The organism is Streptomyces sp. NPDC015139 (assembly GCF_043079785.1).
GTDB lineage: Bacteria > Actinomycetota > Actinomycetes > Streptomycetales > Streptomycetaceae > Streptomyces > Streptomyces albidocamelliae.
This window is the reverse complement of record NZ_JBIBUW010000002.1, coordinates 492,323-517,588: the sequence shown is the minus strand read 5'-3', so window position 1 is coordinate 517,588 and position 25,266 is coordinate 492,323. Positions and strand designations below refer to the sequence as shown.

The following is a 25,266-nucleotide window of genomic DNA, read 5'->3' as shown; positions in this document are numbered from 1 at the left end:
GCCCCGTGTCTGGAAAGATGGGGGCGACGATGACGTCACCCCCAAGGTCTAGGTCAGGGCCGTAACGCAGCACGTCAACCGCACACTCAAGGAGCGGACACATGCCCATCGCAACCCCCGAGGTCTACAACGAGATGCTCGACCGGGCGAAGGCAGGCAAGTTCGCCTACCCGGCCATCAACGTCACCTCGAGCCAGACCCTGAACGCGGCCCTGCGCGGTTTCGCGGAGGCGGAGAGCGACGGCATCGTCCAGATCTCGACCGGTGGCGCCGAGTTCCTCGGCGGCCAGTACAGCAAGGACATGGTGACCGGCGCGGTCGCGCTCGCCGAGTACGCGCACATCATCGCCGAGAAGTACCCGGTCAACATCGCGCTGCACACCGACCACTGCCCGAAGGACAAGCTCGACGGGTACGTGCGTCCGCTGCTCGCGCTCTCCAGGAAGCGCGTCGAGGCCGGTCTCAACCCGCTGTTCCAGTCCCACATGTGGGACGGCTCCGCGGAGACCCTCGCCGACAACCTGGAGATCGCGCAGGAGCTGCTGGAGCAGGCCCGCGCCGCGAAGATCATCCTCGAGGTCGAGATCACCCCGACCGGCGGCGAGGAGGACGGCGTCTCGCACGAGATCAACGACTCCCTCTACACCACGGTCGAGGACGCGATCCGCACCGCCGAGGCCCTGGGTCTCGGTGAGAAGGGCCGCTACCTGCTGGCCGCCTCCTTCGGCAACGTGCACGGCGTGTACAAGCCGGGCAACGTCGTGCTCCGCCCCGACCTGCTGAAGGAGCTGGCCGACGGCGTCTCCGCCAAGTTCGGCAAGGCCGCCCCGTTCGACTTCGTCTTCCACGGCGGCTCCGGCTCCACCGAGCAGGAGATCCTGACCGCGCTGGAGAACGGTGTCGTGAAGATGAACCTCGACACGGACACCCAGTACGCCTTCACCCGGCCGGTCGCCGACCACATGTTCAAGAACTACGACGGCGTCCTGAAGGTCGACGGCGAGGTCGGCGACAAGAAGACCTACGACCCGCGCACCTGGGGCAAGCTGGCCGAGAAGTCCATGGCCGCGCGTGTCGTCGAGGCCACGCAGAACCTGCGCTCGGCGGGCAACAAGATCAAGTAAGCGGTGTTCCTCGGTGGGCCCGGCGGCTGTCTGTGCCGCCGGGCCCGCTGTATACCTGGGGGCATGCCCGACGTCCGGCTCGCCTCCCCCCAGGGCAAGTGGATCCTGCTGACCACGGTCCTCGGCTCCAGCATGGCCATGCTGGACTCCACCGTCGTCAACGTGGCGCTGCCGAGCATCGGCCGTGACCTGGACGCGAGCCTCGCCGCCCTGCAGTGGACGGTCAACGCCTACATGGTGACGCTGGCGGGCCTGATCCTGCTCGGCGGTTCGCTGGGCGACCGCTACGGCCGCCGGAAGGTGTTCGTGGTGGGGGTGGTGTGGTTCGCCACCGCCTCCCTGCTGTGCGGCTTCGCCCCGAGCCCGGTCGTGCTGATCGCCGCGCGTGCGCTGCAGGGCGTCGGCGGCGCCCTGCTCACCCCGGGCTCGCTCGCCCTCATCCAGGCGTCCTTCCACCCCGACGACCGCAGCCGGGCGGTCGGTGTGTGGTCCGGCTTCGGCGGGATCGGTGCCGCGATCGGCCCGTTCCTGGGCGGCTGGCTGGTGACCGGACCCGGCTGGCGCTGGGTGTTCCTGCTCAACGTGCCGCTGGCGCTGCTGTGCGTCCCCGTCGCCCTGCGTCACGTTCCCGAGTCGTCCGACGAGAAGGCCCACGGCCGCTTCGACGTCCTCGGCGCGGTGCTGGGCGCCCTGGCCCTCGCCCTCCTGACCTACGCGCTGATCGAGGCGCGGGGCGGCTCGGTGGCGGTGGCGGCCACCGCGGTGCTGGGCGTCGTGGCGGCGGTGGCCTTCGTGTACGTCGAGAGACACCGCCCCGAGCCGATGCTCCCGCCGGGCATCTTCGCCTCCCGCCAGTTCACGGCGGTCAACCTGGTCACCCTGTGCGTGTACGCGGCCTTCGGCGGGTTCTTCTTCCTGACCGCCCTGCAGTTGCAGGTGGTGGCGGGCTACTCGCCGCTCGCGGCCGGTACGGCCCTGCTGCCGACCACCGTCCTGATGCTGCTGTTCTCGTCCCGTTCGGGCGCGCTGGCGGACCGCACGGGACCCCGGCTGCCGCTCACCGTCGGCCCGCTGCTGTGCGCGGTGGCGATGCTGCTGATGCTGCGGGTGGGCGCACACGCGGACTACCTCACCGACGTCCTGCCCGCTGTCCTGGTGATGGGCGCCGGCATGGTCACCCTGGTCGCCCCGCTGACGGCCACCGTCCTCGCCTCCGTCGACACCTCCCGGGCGGGTCTGGCCAGCGGCATCAACAACGCGGCGGCCCGGGCGGCGGGCCTGCTGGCGGTGGCCGCGCTGCCGCTGCTCGCCGGGATGGGACCGGAGGCCTACCGGTCGGCCCCGGCGTTCGACGCGGCGTTCGACCGGGCGATGCCGATCTGCTCCGCCGTTCTCGTCGCCGGTGCGGCACTGGCCTTCACCCTGGTGCGCCGGCCCGCCCCGGGCTGCCGCCGGCCCGAGTGCCGTACACACGGCAACCTGACGGCGCCACCGCTGGAGGGGGACCGGCCACCCGGCTAGGGACTGAGCCGGCCGCAGGCACCGGATGCGGTACGCGTTCTCGGGCGCTGGTGCGTCGTGGTCCGCCGCGTGATTTCCCGTGCCGCGCCGCTCCCGGCCGCCGCCGGTTCACCGGTTGCCCCGGGCACTCGCGCCCCGCGGCCCCGGGTGCGGGAAACTGGACCCATGACGATTCACGAGAACCTCCTCGGCGGCCCGCCCCCGACCCAGCTCCCCGACGACCCGGAGCCCCGTGAGCTCCTCGCCCAGGGCACCGCCCCCGCGGACGTCGCCGCCAAGTACCCGACCTCCTCCCTCGCCTGGGCCCAGCTGGCCGACGAGGCGTTCGAGCGCGGCTCGGTCGTGGAGTCGTACGCCTACGCCCGTACGGGCTACCACCGCGGCCTGGACGCCCTGCGCCGCAACGGCTGGAAGGGCCACGGCCCCGTCCCGTGGGAGCACGAGCCGAACCGCGGCTTCCTGCGCGCCCTGCACGGGCTGGCCCGCGCCGCCCAGTCCATCGGCGAGCAGGAGGAGTACGAGCGCTGCTCGCAGTTCCTGAAGGACTCCTCCGCGACGGCGGCCCAGACCCTGGGCTGACCTGGACGGGAGTTACCGGTGTGGCCCGTCTGGCAGCGGACGGGCCTTGCCGTATCCGGGGGGATTGCGGAGGATTCCGTTTGGGGACCGGGGCCCCCGTGCCGGCATCGGCAGGGGCGGACCGCTACCCGGATCGACAACAGGAGACAGCGATGTCCCACATGGCTCACCCCCCTTCCGAGGCCGCTGAGCCCGAGACCCCGCATCTCGACTTCGCGGGCACGACGCCGTACGAGGACTACGTCAAGGCGGACGTGCTCACCCACCTCCAGCACACCCTCTCCGACGACCCCGGCGAGATGGTCTTCCTGGTGACCACCCAGGTCATGGAGCTGTGGTTCACGGTGATCGTGCACGAGTGGGAGACCGCCGCGCGGGCGCTCCGCTCGGACGACGTCCCGACCGCCGTCGCCGCGCTGAAGCGCTCGGTGCGCGAGCTGGAGGCGCTGAACGCCTCCTGGACGCCGCTCGGCCAGCTGACCCCGGCGCAGTTCAACTCCTACCGCAGCGCCCTCGGCGAGGGCTCCGGTTTCCAGTCGGCGATGTACCGGCGCCTGGAGTTCCTGCTCGGCGAGAAGTCCGCGTCCATGCTCGTACCGCACCGCGGCGCCCCCCGCGCCCACGCGGAACTGGAGAAGGCGCTGCACGAGCCGAGCGTGTACGACGAGGTGCTGCGGCTGCTGGCCCGCCGCGGCCACGCGATCCCCGAGGCGGTCCTCCAGCGGGACGTCTCCCGGCGCTACGAGCCCTCCGACGAGGTCGAGCGGGCCTGGGCGGCGATCTACTCCGGTGACCAGGACGCCGAGCTCGCCCGACTCGGCGAGGCGCTGACCGACGTCGCCGAACTGGTGTGGCGCTGGCGCAACGACCACCTGGTCGCCACCCGCCGCGCGATGGGCGCGAAGGCCGGCACGGGCGGCTCCGCCGGTGTGGCCTGGCTGGAGAAGCGCGCCCGCAAGAACGTTTTCCCCGAGCTGTGGACGGCGAGGTCCCATGTCTGAGCTCGCACTGCTGGCGGAGAAGGCCGACGCGGCGGACGAACTGGCACCGGTGCGCTCCCGGTTCGTCCTGGACGACGTCGTGTACCTGGACGGAAACTCCCTCGGCGCGCTGCCGGCCGTCGTCCCCGACCGGGTGGCGGACGTGGTCCGCCGCCAGTGGGGCGAGCTGCGCATCCGCTCCTGGGACGAGAGCGGCTGGTGGACCGCGCCCGAGCGGATCGGCGACCGCATCGCCCCGCTGGTCGGCGCGGCGCCGGGCCAGATCGTCGTGGGCGACTCCACAAGCGTCAACGTCTTCAAGGCGCTGGTGGCGGCGGTCCGCATGGCCGGTGAGGGGCGTGACGAGGTCCTGGTGGACGCGAGCACGTTCCCCACGGACGGGTACATCGCCGAGTCGGCCGCCCGCCTGACCGGCCGCACCCTGCGCGCGGTGACGCCGGCGGAGGTGCCCTCGGCGCTGTCCGGCCGTACCGCCGCGGTCCTCCTCAACCACGTCGACTACCGCACCGGCCGCCTGCACGACCTGCCCGCGCTGACGGCGGCGGTCCACGCGGCCGGCGCCCTCGCGGTCTGGGACCTGTGCCACAGCGCGGGCGCGCTGCCGGTCGGCCTGGACGAGCACGGGGTCGACCTGGCGGTCGGCTGCACCTACAAGTACCTGAACGGCGGCCCGGGTTCCCCCGCGTACCTGTACGTCCGCCGGGAGCTGCAGCCCCGCTTCGACTCCCCGCTGCCCGGCTGGAACTCGCACGCCGACCCGTTCGGCATGAGCCCGTCCTACACCCCGGCGCCGGGCGCGCTGCGGGGCCGGGTGGGCACGCCGGACATCCTCTCCATGCTGGCGCTGGAGGCGGCCCTGGAGGTCTGGGACGACGTGTCGGTCACCGCGGTGCGCGCCAAGTCCCTGGCCCTGACGGACTTCTTCCTGAAGTGCGTCGCCGCCTACACCGAGCCGGGCCGGGTCGAACCGGTGACGCCGGAGCGGCACGAGGAGCGGGGCAGCCAGATCGCCCTGCGGTGTCCGGACGCCGGTGAGGTGATGAAGCGGCTGATCGCCCGGGGCGTGGTGGGCGACTTCCGGCATCCCGACGTCCTGCGCTTCGGCTTCACCCCGCTGTACGTGAGCTTCGGCGACGTGGAGCGGGCGGCCCGGGTGCTGGGGGAGGTTCTGGCGTAGTCCGCCGGGGGCGGAGTCGCGCGTCCGGCGGCTCCGCCCCCTCGGAACCGTTCCGCCCCTCACCCTCCGTCACATCCCCGTGTCCCCGCACGTCACCCGCCTGATACCGTCCCCGTCCAACGGCCGGCGAACGATCCCCACCTGGTCCGTCACATCACGCACCCGTTCCCTCGCCGAGAGGTTGGAGCATGCCGGACGACTCCGCAGCAGCCCGCGCCGCCGCCGAGGAGGAGTCGGCCTTCTCGCACCCCCCGGTCGACCCCGACGCGACCGCCGCCTACGGCGACCACCCCGACCAGGTGATCGACTTCTACGCCCCCCGGGCCGACGCCGGCGCCCCCCTCGCCCCCCTGGTCGTCGTCCTGCACGGCGGCGCCTGGCGCGCCCCCTACGACCGCCGCCACATCACCCCCTTCGCCGGCCTCCTGGCCCGCAGGGGCTTCGCCGTGGCCAACGTCGAGTACCGGCGGGGCGGTGAGCCACAGATCCCGGCGCAGAACGCCGGGACCGGTTCCGCGGGCCCCCTCGCCGGCCGCTGGCCCGACACCTTCGACGACGTCGCGGCCGCCCTGGACGCGCTTCCCGCGCTGGTCCGCGCGTCGCTTCCGCAGGCCGACGCCCGTCGCACGGTCCTCACCGGGCACTCGGCGGGCGGCCACCTGGCGCTGTGGGCGGCGGCCCGCCATGTGCTGCCCCCGGACGCCCCGTGGCGCACCGACCGCCCCGCCCTTCTCCGCGGTGTCGTCGCCCTCGCCCCCATCGCGGACTTCGAGGTGGCCGGGAAGCTGGACGTCTGCGGCAACGCGTCCCTCCAACTCCTCGGCGGGCCGGACCACTTCGATGAGCGGCGGCCGTACGCGGACCCCGCCCTCCTCCTGCCGACGGGCATCGCGACGACCGTGGTGCAGGGCCGTGCCGACCTGGACGTACCGCAGGCGGTGGCCGAGGCCTACGCGGACGCCGCGGCGAAGGCCGGCGAGATGGTGGGCCTGACCCTGCTGGAGGACGTGGGCCACTTCCCGCTGATCGACCCGGCCGCGGACGCGTGCGCGGTCGCGGCGGAGGAGATCGCTCAACTGGCCTGGTGAACAAGCGGGTTCCGGACGGACCGGAGCCCGGCCGCGCCTGCGGTTCCCGGACCCCGGTGATACCCGTAGTACCTGAGAGCTACCCCGCGGGACAGCTCTCCGGCGGGACGCCGACGACCGGTGCCGATCCCTAACTTCCCTGGTGGACAAGCCCGATGGCCGGGCACTCCGAAGGGAAGCGCACCATGGGGCACGCCGCACCGCCCGCCAGGAACCCCCGCCCGCCGACTGCTCAGCCGCTCGCCGAGCGCCGCCCGCCGGCGCCGGAAGCCGGGCCGGTGACGCGGTGGGGACGACGGACCTCCTGGCTCCGGGCGATGCTCGCCGCCCTCCTCACCGCCGCCATCGTCGCCCCCCTCGCGGGCGCCGCCCGCCCCGGCATCCCCGCGCCGCCCCCCGCCGCCCTGGCCGCCCCCCTCACCCCGGCGGCCCTGCGCAGCGCCTACGGCGCCAACCGGGCCGACGCCGCCGAGGCGGCCCGCATGGCCGCCGGCCACGGCGACGCACACCGCGCCGCCGCGGACCGCGCCCTGGCCGCCCCCGCCCGGCACCTCCTCTCCTTCGACGGCCGGGGCACCGGCCTGGCCACCGAGGTCCTCGGCGACCTGCCCCGTGCCGACCACGTGGCGGTGCTCGTCCCCGGCTCCGACACCACGCTGGACACCTACGCCCGCTTCCACCGGGCCGCCGCCGCCCTGCACACGGAGCTCCTGCGCCGCGCCCCCGCCGGCCACCACGTCGCCGTGGTCGCCTGGCTCGGCTACGAGACCCCGGCGACGGTCAGCGCCACCGTGGCCACCCCGGCCCGCGCCGATCACGCGGCCCCCCGACTGCGCGCTCTCGTGCGGCAGTTGCACGCTCTCACCGCGGCCGGGGCGCGGATCTCGCTCCTGTGCCACTCCTACGGTTCGGTCGTCTGCGGCCGGGCCGCCCCCGGCCTCGACGTGGCCGACATCGCCCTGGTCGGCAGCCCCGGCACCGGCGCCGGCTCGGCCGCGGACCTGCACGCCCGCGCCCGGATCTGGGCGGCCCGCGGCAGCGAGGACTGGGTCGGGAACGTCCCGCACGTCCGTGCCCGACTCTTCGGCACCACCGTCGGCTTCGGCACCGACCCGGTCTCCGGCGCCTTCGGCGCCCGGGTCTTCGACGCGGCCCGCGCCGGGCACAGCGGCTACTTCACCCCGGGCTCGGCCTCCCTCGCCAACCTGGCCCGGATCACCCTCGGCGCGACCTCGGAGGTCACCCGTGCCTGAGCGGACCGAGACCGCCCTGCGCCGGCGCGCCCGGCACCTGGACACCCTCACCCCCGCGTCCCGGGACCGCGCCGTCGACGCCCTGCGCGCCCTCGCCATCCTCGGGGTCGTCCTCGGCCACTGGCTGGTCACCGCCCTGGTGGCGGAGGACGGCACGCTGCGCACGGCGAGCCCCTTGCAGCATCTGCCGTGGCTCGCCCCGATCTCCTGGGTCTTCCAGACCCTCGCCGTGTTCTTCCTGGTCGGCGGCCAGGTGGCGGCCCGCGGTCACGCCTCGGCCGTGGCGCGCGGGGTGCCGTACCGCGCCTGGCTGCGCGGCCGGCTGGACCGGCTGCTCCGCCCGGTCGGCGCCCTCCTCGCCCTGTGGACGGTGGCGGCGACGGCCCTGCTGCTGACCGGCACCCCCCTGGACACCCTGCACACGCTGCTCAAACTGGCCCTGTCCCCGCTGTGGTTCCTGCTGGTCTTCGCCGCGGTCACGGCGGCCACCCCGCTCGTCGCCCGCCTCAACCCGCTCTGGCCGCTGGCCGTCGTCCTGCACGTGGACGTCCTCCGCTACGGCCTGCACACAGGCCCCGACTGGCTGGGCTGGGTGAACCTGCCGGCCGGCTGGCTGGTGCCGTACACCCTGGGCGCGGCCTGGGCCCGCGGAGAGCTCCACACCCGCCGCGCGGCCCGGACGCTCTTCTACGGCGGGACGGCGTCCACGGTCGCGCTCGTGCTGTGGGCGGGCTACCCCGCCTCCATGGTCGGCGTCCCGGGCGCCGCGATCTCCAACCTCAACCCGCCGACCCTGGCGGCGGCGACCTTCGGCCTGGCCCAGTGCGGTCTGGCCCTCCTGCTGCGCGACCGGCTGCGCGCGGCGATGCGCCGCCCCCTCGCCTGGGCGGCCGTGGCACTGGTCAACCTCTCCGCGATGACGATCTTCCTGTGGCACCAGACGGCGCTGATGGTGACGACGGCCGCCGCCCTCCCGGCCGGCCGGCTCCCCGGTCTGCACACGCTCCCCGACGGCCTCGGCTGGGTCGCGGCCCGGCTCGCCTGGCTCCCGGTGTTCGCCCTGGTCCTCGCCGTGTGCTGGACGGCGTTCCGCTTCCGCGAACAGGGGACGCGCCGCCGCGACCCCGGCTCCGGCGGGGGACGGTCCCGGGTGGTCCGGGTGCACCGCACCGCGGGCCCGGAGGCCGGGCAGGGGGTCCGCCGTGTTGTCTAGGGTGGTCCGTGTGACGGAAACGGGGGGCCGCCGGGTGTTCGCGCCGATCGCGTACCTGGTCCGGCGCTGGCTACGGGTGCTGCGCGCGGACCTGTGGACCCTCCGCGCGGACCCCCTGCCCCCCTCGCTGTGGCTGCGCTGGTTCCCGCACGGCCTGCTGTGCCTGGTGGCGTTCGGGGTGTCCTTCGGCGCGGTCGCACAACTCGGCTCCGACGGAGGCGTGGGCGCACAGCTCTCCCTGCTGATCGGACTCGCGCAGGGCGGTGCCGTGCTGCTCGCGCTGTGGCGGCCGGTCCCGGCGTGGTGGCTGTCCATGGCGGCCATGCTGGTGGGGGCCGTGGAGGTACGGCGCCAGCTGCTGGCGGGCGGCGCCCACGCCTTCACCTGGCCCTGGTCGTCGGCCGGGATCGTCGGTCTCCTGGCCGTACTGCTGCTGCTCGCCCTGCGGGTGCGCACCCGGGCGTCCGCCGAGGCCCTGGCCCTGACCGCGCTGCTCACCTACGCCGTCCAGGGGCTGTGGGGCGCGTGGGACTACACGCCCACCGGGGTGCTCACGCTCATCCTCTCCACGGTCGTCGTGATCCTCGGCACCGCGCTGCGCGGCCGCCGGGAGGCCCGCGCCGAGCTCGTCGAGCAGACCACCCTGACGGCCGAGGAGCGGGCCCGCCGCACCCTGCTGGAGGAGCGCAGCCGTATCGCCCGGGAACTGCACGACGTCGTCGCGCACCACATGTCGGTCATCTCCATCCAGGCCCAGGTGGCCCCGCACCTCGTCGAGCGGCCGTCGCCGGAGCTGGTCGAGAACCTGGAGGGCATCCGGCACAACGCGCTGGAGGCGCTGACCGAGCTGCGCCGGGTCCTCGGCGTGCTGCGCTCGGAGAACCCCGAGGACCCCTACGGCCTCGGGAACCCCGGCACCGGAGCGGCACCGGACGCCCCGCAGCCCACCCTCGACCGGCTGGACGCGCTGATCGAGAACACCCGGGCGGCGGGCCTGGACGTGACCGCCGGCGTCAAGGGACGGGCGCGCCCCTACCCGCCGGGCGTGGAACTGTCGGCGTACCGGATCGTGCAGGAGGCGCTGAGCAACGCGCTGCGGCACGCGCCGGGTTCCGAGGTGCGCGTCGAGGTCGCGCACCTGCCGGCCGGGCTCCGCCTGGCGGTCACCAACTCCCGCCCCGACCGGCCCGTCCCGCCGTCAGCGGGCGCCGGACACGGCCTGCTCGGCATGCGGGAACGCGCGGCGATGCTCGGCGGCACCGTCACCGCGGCCCGTACCCCGGCCGGCGGCTTCACCGTCTCGGCCTTCCTCCCCCGCGACGGCACCCCGCCCGCGCTCCCGCCCGACCCGGCCCCGACAGGAGAACCGACCCCATGACGAGCGGCACCATCCGCGTACTCATCGCCGACGACCAGCAGATGGTCCGGCAGGGCTTCACCGTGCTGCTCAACACCAAGCCGGACATCGACGTGATCGGCCAGGCCGTGGACGGCCGGGACGCGATCACCAAGGTCGGCGAACTGGTTCCGGACGTGGTGCTGATGGACATCCGGATGCCCGAGCTCGGCGGCATCGAGGCGACCCGCCGCATCACCCTCGACCACCCGGGCGTCCGGGTGCTGGTGCTGACCACCTTCGACCTCGACGAGTACGTCTACGAGGCGCTGCGGGCCGGAGCCGCCGGGTTCCTGCTGAAGGACGCCTCCGCCGACCAGCTCGCCGAGGCGGTCCGCGTCGTGGCGGCCGGCGACGCGCTCCTCGCCCCCGGCATCACCCGCCGGCTCATCGCCGAGTTCTCCCGGCTGGACGGCACCCCGCGCGCCCCGCTCAAGCAGCGCGTCGGCGACCTGACGGAACGCGAGACGGAGGTGCTGGCGCTGATCGCGCAGGGCCTGTCGAACGCGGAGATAGCCGGACGGCTGGTCGTCGCCGAGCAGACCGTGAAGACGCACGTGGGCCGGATCCTGGTGAAACTCGGGCTGCGGGACCGTACCCAGGCGGCGGTCTTCGCGTACGAGTCGGGGCTGGTGCGGCCGTCCGGATACTGACGTCCGCAGGCGCGGGAATGCGGTCCCGGACCCCGCACCCGGCCTCGGATCCCGCCCGTAGTACTTGAGGGGGACGCCCGAGGACCCGTCTGCGAGGTGACGACCGCGGCCCGCGCTCGGCCTACCGTTTCCTCCGTGACCGACACGACGCACACGCAGACGACACCGGCGGGCGGGGCCGAGCGACCGCGCAGCCCCGAGTTCCGGCTCGCCGCGGACGCCCTGCGCGGCCTGCGGCAGGACCTGTTCCACGACGCGTTCGCCTACCGCCCGCTGCCCCGGGTCCAGCCCCGCGGCGGACTCGCCCGCCGTTCCGGGCGCGTCCGGGAGTACGCGGCCTGGACACCGCACGTGCTCGTGACCGGTCTCGGCGCGCTGGCGATGCTGGTGGCGCTGGCGGCCGTGAGCGACTCCGGGCTGCCGTCCCTGCTGTGCGGGCTGCTGGCGCTGGGCCCGGTGCTGCTGACCCTGGCGCGTCCCGTGGGCGCGTTCTGGTTCTCGCTGGCCGCGACCATGGTCACCTCCGTCATGAGCGGGGCGACCGGCTTCGACTGGCCGTGGTCGCCGGGCAGCTTCGTCTCGCACCTGGTGGTCCTCACGGTCGTGGCGATACGCACCCGGCCGCGCACGGCGGCCTGGATGTGGGTGCTGACCGCGGTCTACGGCTTCGTCGCCGAGACCGGCTTCGGCTGGGGCCACTTCGACACCGACGTCGGCCCGATGCTGATCCTCTCCGCGATGATCCTGCTGGCCGTCACCGTCCGGCACATCCGCCGGGAGGCCCAGCAGGAGGTCAGCGCGCAGCAGACGGTGACCGCGGCGGAGCGTTCGCGCCGCACGCTGCTGGAGGAGCGCACCACGATCGCCCGCGAGCTGCACGACGTCGTCGCCCACCACATGTCGGTGGTCGCCATCCAGGCGGAGGCCGCGCCCTACCGGGTGGAGAACCCGCCGCCGGAGCTGGAGAAGGCGTTCGCGACCATCCGGGAGAACGCGGTGGCGGCCCTCGCCGAGCTGCGGCGGGTCCTCGGGGTCGTCCGTGCGGAGGACTACGAGGCCCCGGACGCACCCCAGCCCACCCTGGCCGACCTCGACGGACTGATCGCCAACGTGCGGGAGGCCGGGCTGGCGGCGGAGAAGGCGGTGACCGGCGCGGTGCGCGAGCTGCCGCAGGGCGTGGAGCTGTCGGCGTACCGGATCGTGCAGGAGGCGCTGAGCAACACCCTGCGCCACGCTCCCGGCGCGGGCGCCCGGGTGGAGATCGGCTACGTGCTCGGCGGTCTGGGGCTGCGGGTGGTCAACGGTCCGCCGCCCGCGTCGGCCCTGCTGGGGCCCTCGCCGGGGGCCGGGCACGGCATCACGGGCATGCGGGAGCGTGTCACGATGCTGAACGGGGAGATGACGGCGGGTCCGACCGCCGACGGAGGCTACGAGGTGACGGTGTTCCTGCCGGTGGCGGCCACCGCGATCGAGGACGAGGCATGACGATCCGCGTACTGATCGCGGACGACCAGATGATGGTCCGCGAGGGATTCTCGGTCCTGCTGAACGCGATGCCGGACATCGAGGTCGTCGGCGAGGCCGTCAACGGCCGGGAGGCGGTGGACCGGGTCCGTGAACTGGCCCCGGACGTGGTGCTGATGGACATCCGCATGCCCGAGCTGAACGGCATCGAGGCGACCCGGGAGATCGTCGCGGCGGACGCGGCGGCGAAGGTGCTCGTGCTGACCACGTTCGACCTGGACGAGTACGTGTACCAGGCGCTGCGGGCGGGCGCCTCCGGCTTCCTGCTGAAGGACGCCTCCGCCCGGCAACTCGCCGACGGAGTAAGGGTGGTGGCGTCGGGGGAGGCCCTCCTCGCGCCCTCGGTCACCAAACGGCTGATCTCCGAGTTCTCGCGGCTGTCCGAGGCGCCGCGCCTGCTTCCGGCGGGGGCGCAGGCGGCCTACGGCGAACTGACCGAACGCGAGACGGAGGTGCTGGTGCTGATCGCCCAGGGCCTGTCCAACGCGGAGATCGCCGAGCGGCTGGTGGTGGCGGAGTCGACGATCAAGACCCATGTCAGCCGCATCCTGGTCAAGCTCGGCCTCCGCGACCGCACCCAGGCGGCGGTCTTCGCCTACGAGGCCCGACTGGTGACTCCGGGCTGACGGCACCGCCGCAGCCGGTCCCGCCGTGTGCGGACCGAAGGCGGCCGAGGGCACCCCTGGTCAGACGCGGGCGCACGCGTTAGCGTCCCCGCATGGCAGGCCCCCTCGACCTCGCTTTCGACCCCTGGGACCCCGCGTTCCTCGCCGACCCGTACCCGGCCTACGCCGAGCTGCGGGCGCACGGCCGGGTGGTCCGCTACGAGCCGACGGACCAGTGGCTGGTCCCGCACCACGCGGACGTCTCGGCCCTGTTGCGGGACCGGCGGCTCGGGCGGACGTACCAGCACCGCTTCTCGCACGAGGACTTCGGCCGGACCGCGCCCCCGCCGGCGCACGAGCCGTTCCACACCCTCAACGACCACGGGATGCTCGACCTGGAGCCGCCGGACCACACCCGGATCCGGCGCCTGGTGTCGAAGGCGTTCACCCCGCGCACGGTGGACCGGCTGCGGCCCTACGTGCACGGGCTGGCGCACGACCTGGTCGCCGCCCTCGTCGAAGACGGCGGCGGTGACCTGCTGACGGACGTGGCGGAGCCGCTGCCGGTGGCCGTGATCGCCGAGATGCTGGGGATCCCGGAGGCGGACCGGGCACAGCTGCGCCCCTGGTCGGCGGCCATCTGCGGGATGTACGAGCTGAACCCGCCGGAGGACACCGCGGCCCGGGCGGTGCGGGCGTCGGCGGAGTTCTCGGACTACCTGCGGGAGCTGATCGCGGCCCGCCGCGAGGAGCCGGGGGAGGACCTGATCTCGGGCCTGATCGCGGCCCACGACGACGGCGACCGCCTCACCGAGCAGGAGATGATCTCCACGGCGGTGCTGCTCCTGAACGCCGGCCACGAGGCGACGGTCAACGCCACGGTGAACGGCTGGTGGGCGCTGTTCCGCAACCCCGGCCAACTGGCGGCCCTGCGCGCCGACCACTCCCTGGTCCCGTCCGCGATCGAGGAGCTGATGCGCTACGACACCCCGCTCCAGCTCTTCGAGCGCTGGGTGCTGGACGACATCGAGATCGACGGCACGGTGGTCCCCCGCGGCGCGGAGATCGCCATGCTCTTCGGCTCCGCCAACCACGACCCGGCCGTCTTCGCCGACCCCGGCCGCCTGGACCTCGCCCGCGCGGACAACCCGCACATCTCCTTCAGCGCGGGCATCCACTACTGCATCGGCGCCCCCCTCGCCCGCATCGAACTGGCCGCGTCGATGACGGCCCTCCTGGAGCGGGCCCCGACCCTGACCCTGGCCGCGGAACCCCGACGCAAGCCGAACTTCGTGATCCGGGGGCTGGAGGGACTGCACGTGGAGGTGGGCTGAGCGCCCCCTCGGCCGCTCAGCGGCCGGCGGGCAGGGTGAGCGACCAGGCGGCCTCCCGTACGGTCCAGGTCCGCCGTCGTACGGGGCCGGAGACCGCCGCGTCCGCCCGGTAGCGGAAGTCGGCGCCCACGACCGTCACCGTGCGCCCGGAGGCCAGCACGGGGGTCGCCGCCGCGCCCAGCGACAGGGGGCGTACCTCCACCGAGGCCACCCCGCCCGTGCGCGGCGTCACCGACACCGCCTCGACCGGCTGGTCCAGGTCCACGACCGTCTCGCCGTCGACCTCGACCCGCAGCCGGGCCGGCCCGGGCGAGGGCACGGCCGACAGCCGGGTGGGGCGGGGGGCCAGGGTGCGGACCAGGGAGCGGTACGTCGTCCGCAGCCAGGGGCGGCCCACGGGGACGGCCACCGGTTCGGCGGCGGCCTCCCGCACCGGCGTGGGCGGAATGCCCAGCGCGCCCAGCACCACCCCGTCGCTGTCGTCGACCAGCAGGTCCAGGCGCCGCTCGGCCCCGTCCAGCACGGCACGCGCCGCCGCCACGGTCCCGCCGGGCACCCCGAGGGACTCCGCGAGGGCGGTGTCACCCACCGGGACCATCGCCAGCGCGCATCCGGCCAGCTCCCGCCGGCGGTGCAACAGGGTCACCGCACGCACCAGGGCGCGGTCGTCGCCCACCACGACCGGCCGCCGGGCCCCCCTGCGGCCGAGTGCGCGGGCGAATTCCTCGGGGCCCTCCGGCAGGCACACCTTGGCCGTCGCACCCGCGCTGAGCACGTCTTTCGCGATCCGTACGGACTCCCCGTCCGCCTGCCGTGCCGCCGGATCGATGATCACCAGCAGCTGATCGGACGTCGCGAAGGTCGCCACCTCGGTCCTGCCTCGCTTCCTCGGGTAGCATCTTTGTGCAAGAGCCCCTTGCGCTATTGCGCCAGGGGCTTCGTCTATTCCGGGGCATCCGGTCCGACGGTTGTGCGACCAACGGCGGTCGCTGTGGCACGCGGCGGTGAACCTTACGCCCACGCCCCCGACCTTGGACATGCCCCGCCCGGAAGGGGTGTACGCGCGTGCCCGCACTTGTGCTGCTCGGTGCTCAGTGGGGTGACGAAGGCAAGGGAAAGGCGACCGACCTGCTCGGTGGCTCGGTGGACTATGTAGTGCGATACCAGGGCGGCAACAACGCCGGCCACACGGTCGTCGTGGGCGACCAGAAGTATGCACTCCACCTGCTCCCTTCCGGAATCCTCTCGCCCGGTTGTACGCCGGTCATCGGCAACGGAGTCGTCGTCGACCCGTCGGTCCTGCTCTCCGAGCTGAGCGGTCTGAACGAGCGTGGCGTCGACACGTCCAAGCTCATGATCAGCGGTAACGCGCACATCATCACGCCGTACAACGTGACCGTCGACAAGGTGACGGAACGCTTCCTCGGCAAGCGCAAGATCGGTACGACCGGCCGCGGCATCGGCCCGACCTACGCGGACAAGATCAACCGCGTCGGCATCCGGGTCCAGGACCTGTACGACGAGTCGATCCTGCACCAGAAGGTGGAGGCGGCCCTCGACGTCAAGAACCAGGTCCTCACCAAGCTCTACAACCGGCGGGCCATCACCGCCGACCAGGTGGTCGAGGAGCTGCTGGGCTACGCCGAGCAGATCAAGCCGTACGTCGCCGACACCGTGCTGATCCTCAACCAGGCCCTGGAGAACGACAAGGTCGTCCTGTTCGAGGGCGGGCAGGGCACCCTGCTCGACATCGACCACGGCACGTATCCCTTCGTCACCTCCTCGAACCCGACCGCCGGCGGTGCCTGCACCGGCGCCGGCGTGGGCCCGACGAAGATCAGCCGCGTCATCGGCATCCTCAAGGCCTACACGACCCGTGTCGGCGCCGGCCCGTTCCCGACGGAGCTGTTCGACGCGGACGGCGAGGCGCTGCGGCGGATCGGCGGCGAGCGGGGCGTGACCACCGGCCGCGACCGCCGCTGCGGCTGGTTCGACGCGGTCATCGCCCGGTACGCGACCCGCGTGAACGGCCTGACCGACTTCTTCCTCACCAAGCTGGACGTGCTGACCGGCTGGGAGGAGATCCCGGTCTGCGTGGCGTACGAGATCGACGGCAAGCGGGTCGAGGAGCTGCCGTACTCGCAGACGGACTTCCACCACGCGAAGCCGGTCTACGAGACGCTGCCGGGCTGGTCGGAGGACATCACCAAGGCGAAGTCCTTCTCCGACCTGCCGAAGAACGCCCAGAACTACGTCAAGGCGCTGGAGGAGATGTCCGGCGCCCCGATCTCCGCGATCGGCGTGGGCCCGGGCCGGGACGAGACGATCGAGATCAACTCGTTCCTGTAGGCACCTCGCGGGAGCACCCGCCGTTCCGCCCCCGGGCGGCCCGGCGGGTGCTCCCGTTCCGGGTGCGCTGCACAATCGGGGTATGGGCGTCCACCGGAGCGCACGATGCCGGGGACCGTACGGCGGTGAGGGCCACCAGGCGGACGGCACGGACTGCTCCGACCCCGCCGTCTTCGAGGTCGCCCGGCACAACCGCCCGCCCCTGCCGGTCTGCCCGGTGCACCTGGGACCGTCCCTCCTGCTGGCCTCCGGCATCCTCTGGCCCCCGCAGATCCACCTCATCGCCCGCGCACCGGGCCTGCGTCCCTAGGGCCCGAAAAGCCCGCGGACGCGGCCACGCGGTCAGCTGAAGACGATCATGGAGCCCTGGGCCAGGGAGCGGGTGGCCGCCGCGTGCAGGCCCAGCCACACGTGGCGTTCGCGGGCGAAGGGGCTGGGGTCGTACGGCGCCGGGACGGCCGGTTCCTCCAGCTCCGTCGGGGCGGCGGGGGGCTCGGGCGCGGCCGGGGGGTTGGCCGGGTCGATGCCGATCGTCGGGGCGACGTACTGGAGTTCCCGCAGCAGGGTCTGGGCGGATCCCAAGGGGCCGCCGCCCGCGAGGAGTTCCTCGTTCGACAGCGGATGCGGGAACTCGACGGGGACGTACGCGCCCGCGTGGTCGTAGTGCCAGACCAGGTGGGACTGCTGGGCCGTGGACTCGAACATCTCCAGCAACTGCTCGTAGTCGCCGCCCAGTTCGTCGACCGGGGTCACCGGCAGACCGCAGACCTGGAGCAGATAGGCCCGGCGCAGGAAGTGCAGGGCGTCGTAGTCGAAGCCGGCCACCGGGGCCACGTCACCCGACAGGCCCGGCATGTACTGGTACACCGGCACCGCCGGCAGCCCGGCCTCGGCCAGCGCCTTGTTGTATTGCGCGAGTTCCTCGGCGAACGGGTTGTCCGGTGTGTGGCACAACACGTCGACGAGCGGTACCAGCCACAGGTCACAGGCCAAAGAGGGCTCCTCGCATCGGCAGGCGCCCGGTCCCGCACGGCGCCACTCGGTCAGGGAAGGGTAGTCGCTGCGGCCCCGGAGCGGCTCCCCCGTGCGGGCCGTACCGGTCACTTACCCGTTGGCCAGGTGTTCCAGCAGCGCCAGCGAGTGCGCGTTCGCGGCGGCGACGACCGCCCGGGCGGCGTCGGCCTCGCGGCGGGCCAGCGCGTCGACCAGTTCCGTGTGCCCGGACCACAGGCGGCCCCGCAGATCGGGCAGCCGCAGCAGGTGCTGCACGGCGCAGACCCAGGACTGCACGCGCAGCCGGTCCAGGAAGTCGGCCAGATAGGGATTGCCGAACAGGGAGCTCAACTCGCGCCAGAAGCGCAGGTCGTAGCCGACGAGGATGGTCAGGTCGCCGGCCGCGGCGGCGCGCTGCGCCTCCTCGCCGCGGCGGCGCACGGTGGCCAGCGCGGCGGCCGTGCGCGGATCGTCCGGCGGGGTCCGGAAAGCGGGGTGCCCCGAGACGAGGGCCTGGAACATGCCGTCGGTGACCAGGCTGCGGGCCTCGATCATGTTCCGGTAGTCGGTCAGGGAGTACTCGGGCACGCGGAAACCGCGATGCTGGTCGGCCTCCAGGATGCCCTGCGCGGACAGGTCGACCAGCGCCTCGCGGACGGGGGTGGCCGAGACGCCGTACTGGTCGGCGATCTCCTTGACGGTGAACGCCCGGCCCGGTCGCAGCCGCCCGGCCAGCACCTCGTCACGCAGCGCGTCCGCGATCTGCTGGCGCAGGGTGCTGCGCGTCACGGCGCCGTTGCCGGGCATGGTCCGGGCCTCTCCTCACGCGGGGGTGACGTACTCATCCGGTACGTACGAGCACGTCACCTTACGCGTTCGGATCGGCCCGGCGGCAGCCTCGGCCCGGTCACGGCCGGCGACTCGCGCGACCGTGTCCCGGTGGTTACACCGTGTACTCGTCGGCCACGGTCAGCGCGGCGTCGAGCGCGGCCAGACCCTCCTTCAGCTCGGCCTCGGAGACGTTGCACGGCGGGACGACGTGGGTGCGGTTCATGTTCACGAAGGGCCACAGACCGTGCTGCTTGGCGGCGGCGGCGAAGGCGGCCATCGGCGCGTTCGCCTCGCCGGCCGCGTTGTACGGCACCAGCGGCTCGCGGGTCTCGCGGTCCTTCACCAGCTCCAGCGCCCAGAACATGCCGACGCCACGCACCTCGCCGACGCTCGGGTGCCGCTCGGCCAGTTCGGCGAGGGCGGGTGCGACGACCGTCTCGCCGAGCCGCTTGGCGTTCTCGACCACACCCTCCTGCGCCATCACCTCGATCGTGGCGACGGCGGCGGCGCAGGCCAGCGGGTGACCGGAGTAGGTGAGACCGCCGGGGTACGGGCGCTTGCCGAAGGTCTCCGCGATCTCCTGCGAGATGGCGACACCGCCGAGGGGCACGTAGCCGGAGTTCACGCCCTTGGCGAAGGTCATCAGGTCGGGCACCACGCCGGACAGGTCGGCCGCGAACCACTCGCCGGTCCGGCCGAACCCGGCCATGACCTCGTCCAGGACGAAGACGATGCCGTGCCGGTCGCACAGCTCGCGCACCCCGGCCAGGTAGCCGGGCGGCGGGACCATGATCCCGGCGGTGCCGGGGATGGTCTCCAGGATGATCGCGGCTATCGTCCCCGGGCCCTCGAAGGCGATCGTCGTCTCCAGGTGCTCCAGCGCCCGCGCGGTCTCCTGCTCCTCGGTCTCGGCGTAGAAGCGCGAGCGGTAGAGGAACGGCGCCCAGAAGTGGACGACACCGGCGCTGCCGCTGTCGGAGGCCCAGCGGCGCGGGTCGCCGGTGAGGTTCACGGCCTGCTGGGTGCCGCCGTGGTACGAGCGGTACGCCGAGAGCACCTTCGGGCGGCCCGTGTGCAGCCGGGCCATGCGCACCGCGTGCTCGACGGCGTCCGCGCCGCCGTTGGTGAAGAAGATCTTGTCCAGGTCGCCGGGGGTCCGCTCGGCGATCAGCCGGGCCGCCTCCGAGCGGGCCTCGACGGCGAAGGCGGGCGCGAAGGTCGTCATCTTCGCGGCCTGCTCCTGGATGGCCGCGACGACCTTGGGGTGCTGGTAGCCGATGTTGGTGTAGACGAGCCCGCTGGTGAAGTCCAGGTACCGCTTGCCGTCGTAGTCCCAGAAGTAGGACCCCTCGGCGCCTGCGACGGCGAGCGGGTCGATGAGGTCCTGGGCGGACCAGGAGTGGAAGACGTGCGCGCGGTCCGCGGCCTTCACTGCGGCGCCGGCGGAGGGGTTGGGCTGAGGGGTCATGCCCGCGAGCGTAAATGTCCGCGATGCGGAAGCGACATCGGCGTCCTGTTCCCTGCGCGGGCGATTTCCGCGACAGGTTGTCGACGCGCGCGCTGTTACGGAACCGTAGACGCAGGCCCGCGCCCCGCCCTGGGCGACCGCACTATTCTCGGTCTGTTGCACACGCAGGGGCCGTGTGCACGGGGGGAAGGCGGGGCAGCCATGGAGAAGCTCGGACCGGGGGATCCGCAGCGCATCGGGGCCTACCGGCTGCTGGCGCGGCTGGGCGCGGGCGGCATGGGGAACGTGTACCTGGCCCGCTCGGACCGGGGACGCACCGTCGCGGTGAAGCTGGTCCGGCAGGAGCTGGCCGAGCAGGAGGAGTTCCGCGCGCGGTTCCGGCAGGAGGTGCAGGCCGCCCGGCGGGTCGGCGGGTACTGGACCGCGCCCGTGCTGGACGCGGACACCGAGGCGGCCGTGCCGTGGGTGGCGACGGGCTACGTCGCCGGGCCCAGCCTGCAGCAGGTGGTGGGGCACGACCACGGGGCGCTGCCCGAGCGGTCGGTACGGATCCTCGCCGCCGGACTCGCGCACGCGCTCAAGGACATCCACGCGGCGGGGATCGTGCACCGCGACCTCAAGCCGTCCAACGTGCTGGTCACCATCGACGGACCGCGCGTGATCGACTTCGGCATCGCGCGGGCGCTGGAGACGACCACGGTCGGCGGGGAAGGACTGACCCGGACCGGCTCCCTGGTCGGGTCGCCCGGGTTCATGGCGCCCGAGCAGGTGCGGGGGGAGCGGATCACCCCGGCGTGCGACGTGTTCTGCCTCGGATCCGTGCTCGCCTACGCGGCCACCGGGACGCTGCCCTTCGGAGCCGCCAACAGCAGTGTGCACGCGCTGATGTTCCGGATCGCCCAGGAGGAGCCGGACCTCGACGGTGTGCCGGAGGGGGTCGCCGACCTGGTGCGGGACTGCCTGCGCAAGGACCCCGGGGCCCGGCCCACGCTGGACGCGATCCTGGAGCGGACGGGCGCGGAGGACACGGTCGCCGGCGGTCGGTCCCGTGACCCCTGGCTGCCGGGGTCGCTGGTGGCCCAGCTGGGGCGGCACGCGGTGCGGCTGCTGGAGGCCGAGGACCCCGAGGGCGACGGGGCCGGGCCGGGCGAGGAGGCGGCTGCCGGCGTCGCGGGCGCGCCGCCGGGTGCGGCCGGGTCCGCGCTCCCGCCCGTACCGCCCGTGCGGCCGGGCCCCGGTGAGGGGCAGGCGCCGCCGGCGTCCGCGGGAGCGGGGAGCGGCGCTGCGGGGGCAGCTCCTTCCGGCGCAGCCGGTGCCGGTGGGGCCTTCGGGGCGTCGCCCGCGGCCGCGGGAGGGGGTGAGCACGCCGCCGTCTCCGACGGGGGCGTGGTGCCGCCCGCCCCGGGCGCCGCGCCCGCCGGCGCCGTGAACCACCTTCCGACCGTCGTCGCCGGGCAGACCCCGCCGCCCGGCGCGCCGCCGGCGGCACCCGGGTTCGGGGCGGCGCCCGGGGCCTACGGCTATCCGCAGCAGCACCCGCAGCCCGCCACTCCCTACGGCTACCCGCAGCAGCCCGGCCCCGGGGCCTGGGGCGGGGCGCAGCCGCAGTACAACCCCTACGCCGGCGGGCTCGGCGCCACCCCGCCGTACGGGCCGCCGCCCGTCGGACCGGCGCCGGAGCCGGAGCGGCCGGGCCGGCGCTCCACCGCGCTGCTCGTCGTGATCGCCCTGGTCGTGGCGCTCGGCGCGGGCGGCACGGTGTACGCGCTGATGCGCAACGGCAACGGCACCGACGACAAGGGCGGCGACACGGTCAGCCCCGCGCCGATCGGCAGCTCCGCGCCGGCGACGACCGGCGGCAGCTCCGGGACCCCCGGTCCGACCGGCCCTACGCCCTCCGACTCCGCGTCCGCGTCCGCGGACGGCACGATCCCGGCCGGGTACCTGGGCAGCTGGGAGACCACGATCGACAACGCCAACGGCACCAACACCCGCGAGCTGACCATCCGGCAGGGCGAGGTCGGCGACACCGTGCTGACGCTGGTCGCGGACGGCCCCTCCGAGGGCGGCGGCACCTACCACTGCGTCTTCGAGGCCTCGCTGTCCGAAGCGCCCGGCAGCGGCGGGCCGTTGGAGATCGGGCCGTCCACCGTCACCACCGGCGAACCGGCCTCCTCCTGCTCCCCGGGCGAGGCCACCGAGGTCACCCTGCTGCCGGACGGGAAACTGAAGCGGACGAAGCGGAGCGGCGGGGAGAGCCTGACCTACACCCGGCAGTGAGCGGGAGCGGCCGCGCCCCGGCGGCTAGCGCGGCTCCGGCGGCCGCTGCCGGGGCATGTTCGGGCGGGAGCCGTTCGCCGGGGGCAGCGGGAACCGGCCCCCGGGCACCCCGTGGTCCTGCCGGGGCACGGACGCCACCGCCGTCTGGATGCCCAGCGGCGCCGACCCGGTCCGGAACTCCACCATCCAGTCGGTCGTCTCGGTGCGCACCAGCTCCGTGACGTCCTCCGAGAACCGCCGCAGGACGCCCAGGCACCGCTCGGCCGCCTCGCTCGCCGTGCCCTCCGCCGGGCCCAGCACCTCCCGCACGCTCTCCGAGGCCCAGTCGAACTGCAGCGCCTGGAGCCTGCGCTGCACCGCCTGCGCGGTGGCCACGTCCCGCATCCACCCGGACGTGACGCCGAAGAACCGGTCGATGCCGACACAGGCGACCCCGAGCAGCAGCGCCAGACAGCCCCAGGGGGCCACTCCGCCGGCCACGCCCGTGAGGTCCAGCAGAGGCAGCGCCGCGCCCGCCACCGCGCCCGCCGCGGCACCGGCCCGCAGCACTCGCGCGCCGCGCCGCTTCCACACCCGGTCCCGCAGGTACCAGTCCGTCGTCCGCAACGCCCCGCGCTCCACCCACCGGTACAGCTCGTCCAGCCGTTCGGCGGGCTCCCCCCAGTCCCCGAGCGGGAAGGCCCGCCCGGTCAGGTCGCCCGGCCGCAGCTCGGCCGCGCCCTCGCCCCGCCCGTCCTGAGGCGGTCCCTCGGGCTGCATCTCCGGCTGACCCACCCGGCACTCCCTACTGATCCCGACCAGTCACTTTGCGTGACATTTCATGACGACGCGCGGCACCCTTCCTACCGCCCAATGGGTGGCGAAGAGGGAGCTTTCCCGGCTTTTCCGCTCGGAAGAGGGCCTTGATCAGGTATAGGGCGCCCGACTTTCTCACTCGAAAGAGTGGCGGGGCGATGGTCGCGTGGACCACGTAGGCTCGTGGAAAGCGGAGAAGCAACGGTGAGACAGCGAAGACAGCGAGGAGCCGATCGTGATCCCCGGTGGCGGCCAGCCCAACATGCAGCAATTGCTCCAGCAGGCCCAGAAGATGCAGGAGGACCTGCAGCGGGCGCAGGAGGAACTGGCGAACACGGAGGTCGAGGGTCAGGCGGGCGGCGGCCTGGTGAGGGCCACCGTGACCGGCGCCGGTGAGCTGCGCGCGCTGGCGATCGACCCGAAGGCGGTGGACCCGGAGGACACCGAGACCCTCGCCGACCTGGTCGTGGCGGCCGTCCAGGCGGCCAACGAGAACGCGCAGGCCCTCCAGCAGCAGAAGCTGGGCCCGCTCGCCCAGGGCCTCGGCGGCGGCAGCGGCATCCCCGGCCTGCCCTTCTGAGTCCCGACGCGTCGATCGTTCTGGTGTTCGCCACCGGTGCGACACCCCCACCGCCTTCCAAGGACAGGCGGCAGCCAACTACCGTACGTACCGAAAGGTCTTCAGGAAGGGCAGTCCGTTGTACGAAGGCGTGGTTCAGGACCTCATCGACGAGCTGGGGCGGCTGCCCGGCGTCGGTCCCAAGAGCGCGCAGCGGATCGCCTTCCACATCCTGCAGGCCGAGCCGACGGACGTGAAGCGGCTCGCGCAGGCCCTCCTGGAGGTGAAGGCGAAGGTCCGCTTCTGCGCGACCTGCGGCAACGTGGCACAGGAGGAGCTGTGCAACATCTGCCGTGACGCCCGGCGCGACCACTCGGTCATCTGCGTGGTCGAGGAGCCCAAGGACGTCGTCGCCATCGAGCGCACCCGCGAGTTCCGCGGCCGCTACCACGTCCTCGGGGGCGCGATCAGCCCGATCGAGGGTGTCGGCCCCGACGACCTGCGGATAAGGGAACTCCTCGCGAGGCTGGCGGACGGGACGGTCACGGAGCTGATCCTGGCCACGGACCCCAACCTCGAGGGCGAGGCGACGGCGACGTACCTCGCCCGCATGATCAAGCCCATGGGCCTGAAGGTCACCCGCCTGGCCAGCGGCCTCCCGGTGGGTGGCGACCTGGAATACGCGGACGAGGTCACCCTCGGCCGCGCCTTCGAGGGGAGACGACTCCTAGATGTCTGACGCCACGCTGCACGACACGACGCAGAACCCGGACGACTTCGTGGTCCAGATCGCGGACCAGGTGGAGAGCTTCCTGGTGGCCGTCACGGAGGTGTCGAAGGGCGACGAGCCCGAATCGGCCGTCCCCTTCCTGCTCCTGGAGGTCTCCCAGCTCCTGCTGGCCGGCGGCCGCCTCGGCGCGCACGAGGACATCGTCCCGGACGAGCGCTACGAGCCCGACATGGGCCCGGAGCCCGACGTCGACGAACTCCGCGAGAACTTCGCGCGCCTGCTGGACCCGATCGACGTCTACTCCGAGGTCTTCGACCCCTACGAGCCCCGCAAGGCGCCGGTGCCGGCCCGGCTCTCCGACGACCTCGCCGACATCATCACCGACCTCCGCCACGGCATGGCCCACTACCGTGCGGGCCGCACCACGGAGGCCCTGTGGTGGTGGCAGTTCTCCTACTTCTCCAACTGGGGTCCCACGGCCTCCGCGATGCTGCGCGCCCTGCAGTCGGTCCTCATCCACGTCCGCCTCAACCAGCCGCTGGAAGAGCTCGACGGCCTCGACACCGACCAGGCGAGCGTCGGCGACGAGACCCTGGAGTTCGAGGCGGGCCGGGTCATGGCGGAGGAGATCGGCGCCCCCCTGGGGATCCGGCCCGGGAAGTAGCGCCCGCACCGGTCACTGTGAGCCGGGGCACGTTCCGCGTGGAGCGGCCCGGGCTGGGCAGGTTCCGCAATCGAGCGGGCGTCGCACATGGCGGCGCTTTACCGATGTCTCACCATGCGGGAGCAGGGT

24 protein-coding genes are annotated in these 25,266 nt (G+C 73.6%); 19 read left to right on the top strand and 5 right to left on the bottom strand.

The genetic code is table 11. The features are described 5' to 3' along the window. Positions 1-101: 101 nt before the first annotated feature. The 13 genes from fbaA (at position 102) to ACF08B_RS06840 (ending at position 14,468) form a co-directional block, all read left to right on the top strand. Positions 102-1,124, top strand: a complete 1,023-nt coding sequence (gene fbaA, locus ACF08B_RS06900) for a class II fructose-bisphosphate aldolase (RefSeq protein WP_392316415.1) — start codon at positions 102-104, stop codon at positions 1,122-1,124. A 63-nt stretch (positions 1,125-1,187) separates the two neighbouring features. Then, complete coding sequence (locus ACF08B_RS06895; protein ID WP_392316414.1) at positions 1,188-2,645, top strand: MFS transporter; 1,458 nt, start codon at positions 1,188-1,190, stop codon at positions 2,643-2,645. Positions 2,646-2,810: 165 nt separating this feature from the next. Continuing rightward, entirely contained in the window at positions 2,811-3,224 is a 414-nt protein-coding gene (locus ACF08B_RS06890) for a DUF3151 domain-containing protein (RefSeq protein ID WP_392316413.1), read from the top strand. A gap of 152 nt (positions 3,225-3,376) precedes the next feature. Continuing rightward, positions 3,377-4,225, top strand: a complete 849-nt coding sequence (locus ACF08B_RS06885) for a tryptophan 2,3-dioxygenase family protein (protein WP_392316412.1) — start codon at positions 3,377-3,379, stop codon at positions 4,223-4,225. Next, a complete protein-coding gene (gene kynU / locus ACF08B_RS06880) occupies positions 4,218-5,402 on the top strand; it encodes a kynureninase (RefSeq protein WP_392316411.1) in 1,185 nt (394 codons plus the stop codon). Before ACF08B_RS06885 ends, kynU begins: the two co-directional genes overlap by 8 nt. A gap of 188 nt (positions 5,403-5,590) precedes the next feature. Beyond that, complete coding sequence (locus tag ACF08B_RS06875; RefSeq protein WP_392316410.1) at positions 5,591-6,490, top strand: alpha/beta hydrolase; 900 nt, start codon at positions 5,591-5,593, stop codon at positions 6,488-6,490. 317 nt (positions 6,491-6,807) lie between these two features. Continuing rightward, positions 6,808-7,743 carry an alpha/beta hydrolase gene (locus ACF08B_RS06870; RefSeq protein ID WP_392316693.1) on the top strand — a complete coding sequence of 312 codons (936 nt, stop codon included), beginning with the start codon at positions 6,808-6,810 and terminating at the stop codon, positions 7,741-7,743. After that, positions 7,736-8,956, top strand: a complete 1,221-nt coding sequence (locus tag ACF08B_RS06865; RefSeq protein WP_392316409.1) for an acyltransferase — start codon at positions 7,736-7,738, stop codon at positions 8,954-8,956. Before ACF08B_RS06870 ends, ACF08B_RS06865 begins: the two co-directional genes overlap by 8 nt. 10 nt (positions 8,957-8,966) lie before the next feature. After that, a complete protein-coding gene (locus ACF08B_RS06860; RefSeq protein ID WP_392316408.1) occupies positions 8,967-10,334 on the top strand; it encodes a sensor histidine kinase in 1,368 nt (455 codons plus the stop codon). Continuing rightward, on the top strand, positions 10,331-11,005 hold the full coding sequence (locus ACF08B_RS06855) for a response regulator transcription factor (RefSeq protein WP_093476051.1): 675 nt from the start codon (positions 10,331-10,333) through the stop codon (positions 11,003-11,005). The genes ACF08B_RS06860 and ACF08B_RS06855 overlap by 4 nt, the downstream gene beginning before the upstream one ends. 135 nt (positions 11,006-11,140) lie before the next feature. Beyond that, on the top strand, positions 11,141-12,490 hold the full coding sequence (locus ACF08B_RS06850; protein ID WP_392316407.1) for a sensor histidine kinase: 1,350 nt from the start codon (positions 11,141-11,143) through the stop codon (positions 12,488-12,490). Further along, a complete protein-coding gene (locus ACF08B_RS06845) occupies positions 12,487-13,155 on the top strand; it encodes a response regulator (RefSeq protein WP_392316406.1) in 669 nt (222 codons plus the stop codon). The genes ACF08B_RS06850 and ACF08B_RS06845 overlap by 4 nt, the downstream gene beginning before the upstream one ends. Positions 13,156-13,247: 92 nt before the next feature. Further along, entirely contained in the window at positions 13,248-14,468 is a 1,221-nt protein-coding gene (locus ACF08B_RS06840) for a cytochrome P450 (protein WP_392316405.1), read from the top strand. A 16-nt stretch (positions 14,469-14,484) separates the two neighbouring features. Here ACF08B_RS06840 and ACF08B_RS06835 read toward each other — a convergent pair whose 3' ends face one another. Beyond that, positions 14,485-15,336 carry a diacylglycerol kinase gene (locus tag ACF08B_RS06835; protein ID WP_392316404.1) on the bottom strand — a complete coding sequence of 284 codons (852 nt, stop codon included), beginning with the start codon at positions 15,334-15,336 and terminating at the stop codon, positions 14,485-14,487. Between the two features lie 197 nt (positions 15,337-15,533). On the opposite strand from ACF08B_RS06835, the gene ACF08B_RS06830 reads away from it, so the two are divergent. Beyond that, positions 15,534-16,817, top strand: coding sequence for an adenylosuccinate synthase (locus tag ACF08B_RS06830; protein WP_392316403.1), 1,284 nt, complete (start codon positions 15,534-15,536; stop codon positions 16,815-16,817). Positions 16,818-16,899: 82 nt separating this feature from the next. After that, positions 16,900-17,127 carry a hypothetical protein gene (locus tag ACF08B_RS06825; RefSeq protein WP_093476042.1) on the top strand — a complete coding sequence of 76 codons (228 nt, stop codon included), beginning with the start codon at positions 16,900-16,902 and terminating at the stop codon, positions 17,125-17,127. 32 nt (positions 17,128-17,159) lie between these two features. Here the strand turns inward: ACF08B_RS06825 and ACF08B_RS06820 are convergent, their stop codons facing one another. The 3 genes from ACF08B_RS06820 to ACF08B_RS06810 form a co-directional block, all read right to left on the bottom strand. After that, positions 17,160-17,810, bottom strand: a complete 651-nt coding sequence (locus ACF08B_RS06820) for a hypothetical protein (protein WP_073887713.1) — start codon at positions 17,808-17,810, stop codon at positions 17,160-17,162. Between the two features lie 111 nt (positions 17,811-17,921). Then, complete coding sequence (locus tag ACF08B_RS06815) at positions 17,922-18,617, bottom strand: GntR family transcriptional regulator (protein ID WP_392316402.1); 696 nt, start codon at positions 18,615-18,617, stop codon at positions 17,922-17,924. 136 nt (positions 18,618-18,753) lie between these two features. Then, positions 18,754-20,109, bottom strand: a complete 1,356-nt coding sequence (locus ACF08B_RS06810; RefSeq protein ID WP_392316401.1) for an aspartate aminotransferase family protein — start codon at positions 20,107-20,109, stop codon at positions 18,754-18,756. 201 nt (positions 20,110-20,310) lie between these two features. Between ACF08B_RS06810 and ACF08B_RS06805 the strand changes: the two genes are divergently transcribed. Then, on the top strand, positions 20,311-22,389 hold the full coding sequence (locus ACF08B_RS06805) for a protein kinase (protein ID WP_392316400.1): 2,079 nt from the start codon (positions 20,311-20,313) through the stop codon (positions 22,387-22,389). A gap of 24 nt (positions 22,390-22,413) precedes the next feature. Here ACF08B_RS06805 and ACF08B_RS06800 read toward each other — a convergent pair whose 3' ends face one another. Continuing rightward, on the bottom strand, positions 22,414-23,163 hold the full coding sequence (locus tag ACF08B_RS06800) for an SLATT domain-containing protein (protein ID WP_093696998.1): 750 nt from the start codon (positions 23,161-23,163) through the stop codon (positions 22,414-22,416). Positions 23,164-23,419: 256 nt separating this feature from the next. Between ACF08B_RS06800 and ACF08B_RS06795 the strand changes: the two genes are divergently transcribed. The 3 genes from ACF08B_RS06795 to ACF08B_RS06785 all read left to right on the top strand — a co-directional run bounded on the left by ACF08B_RS06795 (position 23,420) and on the right by ACF08B_RS06785 (position 25,137). Further along, positions 23,420-23,764 (top strand): YbaB/EbfC family nucleoid-associated protein, encoded by a 345-nt coding sequence (locus ACF08B_RS06795; protein WP_093476033.1) that lies wholly within the window; start codon positions 23,420-23,422, stop codon positions 23,762-23,764. A 118-nt stretch (positions 23,765-23,882) separates the two neighbouring features. Next, positions 23,883-24,482: a recombination mediator RecR gene (recR, locus tag ACF08B_RS06790; protein WP_093476032.1), complete on the top strand. Its 600-nt coding sequence runs from the start codon at positions 23,883-23,885 to the stop codon at positions 24,480-24,482. Continuing rightward, entirely contained in the window at positions 24,475-25,137 is a 663-nt protein-coding gene (locus tag ACF08B_RS06785) for a DUF5063 domain-containing protein (protein WP_392316399.1), read from the top strand. The genes recR and ACF08B_RS06785 overlap by 8 nt, the downstream gene beginning before the upstream one ends. Positions 25,138-25,266: the final 129 nt, after the last annotated feature.

Coding starts and splice junctions, on each gene's coding strand:
- ACF08B_RS06825 (WP_093476042.1), top strand. CDS start 16,900: ATGGGCGTCCACCGGAGCGCACGATGCCGGGGACCGTACGGCGGTGAG.
- ACF08B_RS06890 (WP_392316413.1), top strand. CDS start 2,811: ATGACGATTCACGAGAACCTCCTCGGCGGCCCGCCCCCGACCCAGCTC.
- kynU (WP_392316411.1), top strand. CDS start 4,218: ATGTCTGAGCTCGCACTGCTGGCGGAGAAGGCCGACGCGGCGGACGAA.
- ACF08B_RS06785 (WP_392316399.1), top strand. CDS start 24,475: ATGTCTGACGCCACGCTGCACGACACGACGCAGAACCCGGACGACTTC.
- fbaA (WP_392316415.1), top strand. CDS start 102: ATGCCCATCGCAACCCCCGAGGTCTACAACGAGATGCTCGACCGGGCG.
- ACF08B_RS06895 (WP_392316414.1), top strand. CDS start 1,188: ATGCCCGACGTCCGGCTCGCCTCCCCCCAGGGCAAGTGGATCCTGCTG.
- ACF08B_RS06855 (WP_093476051.1), top strand. CDS start 10,331: ATGACGAGCGGCACCATCCGCGTACTCATCGCCGACGACCAGCAGATG.
- ACF08B_RS06805 (WP_392316400.1), top strand. CDS start 20,311: ATGGAGAAGCTCGGACCGGGGGATCCGCAGCGCATCGGGGCCTACCGG.
- ACF08B_RS06885 (WP_392316412.1), top strand. CDS start 3,377: ATGTCCCACATGGCTCACCCCCCTTCCGAGGCCGCTGAGCCCGAGACC.
- ACF08B_RS06870 (WP_392316693.1), top strand. CDS start 6,808: ATGCTCGCCGCCCTCCTCACCGCCGCCATCGTCGCCCCCCTCGCGGGC.
- ACF08B_RS06845 (WP_392316406.1), top strand. CDS start 12,487: ATGACGATCCGCGTACTGATCGCGGACGACCAGATGATGGTCCGCGAG.
- ACF08B_RS06810 (WP_392316401.1), bottom strand. CDS start 20,109: ATGACCCCTCAGCCCAACCCCTCCGCCGGCGCCGCAGTGAAGGCCGCG.
- ACF08B_RS06840 (WP_392316405.1), top strand. CDS start 13,248: ATGGCAGGCCCCCTCGACCTCGCTTTCGACCCCTGGGACCCCGCGTTC.
- ACF08B_RS06815 (WP_392316402.1), bottom strand. CDS start 18,617: ATGCCCGGCAACGGCGCCGTGACGCGCAGCACCCTGCGCCAGCAGATC.
- ACF08B_RS06875 (WP_392316410.1), top strand. CDS start 5,591: ATGCCGGACGACTCCGCAGCAGCCCGCGCCGCCGCCGAGGAGGAGTCG.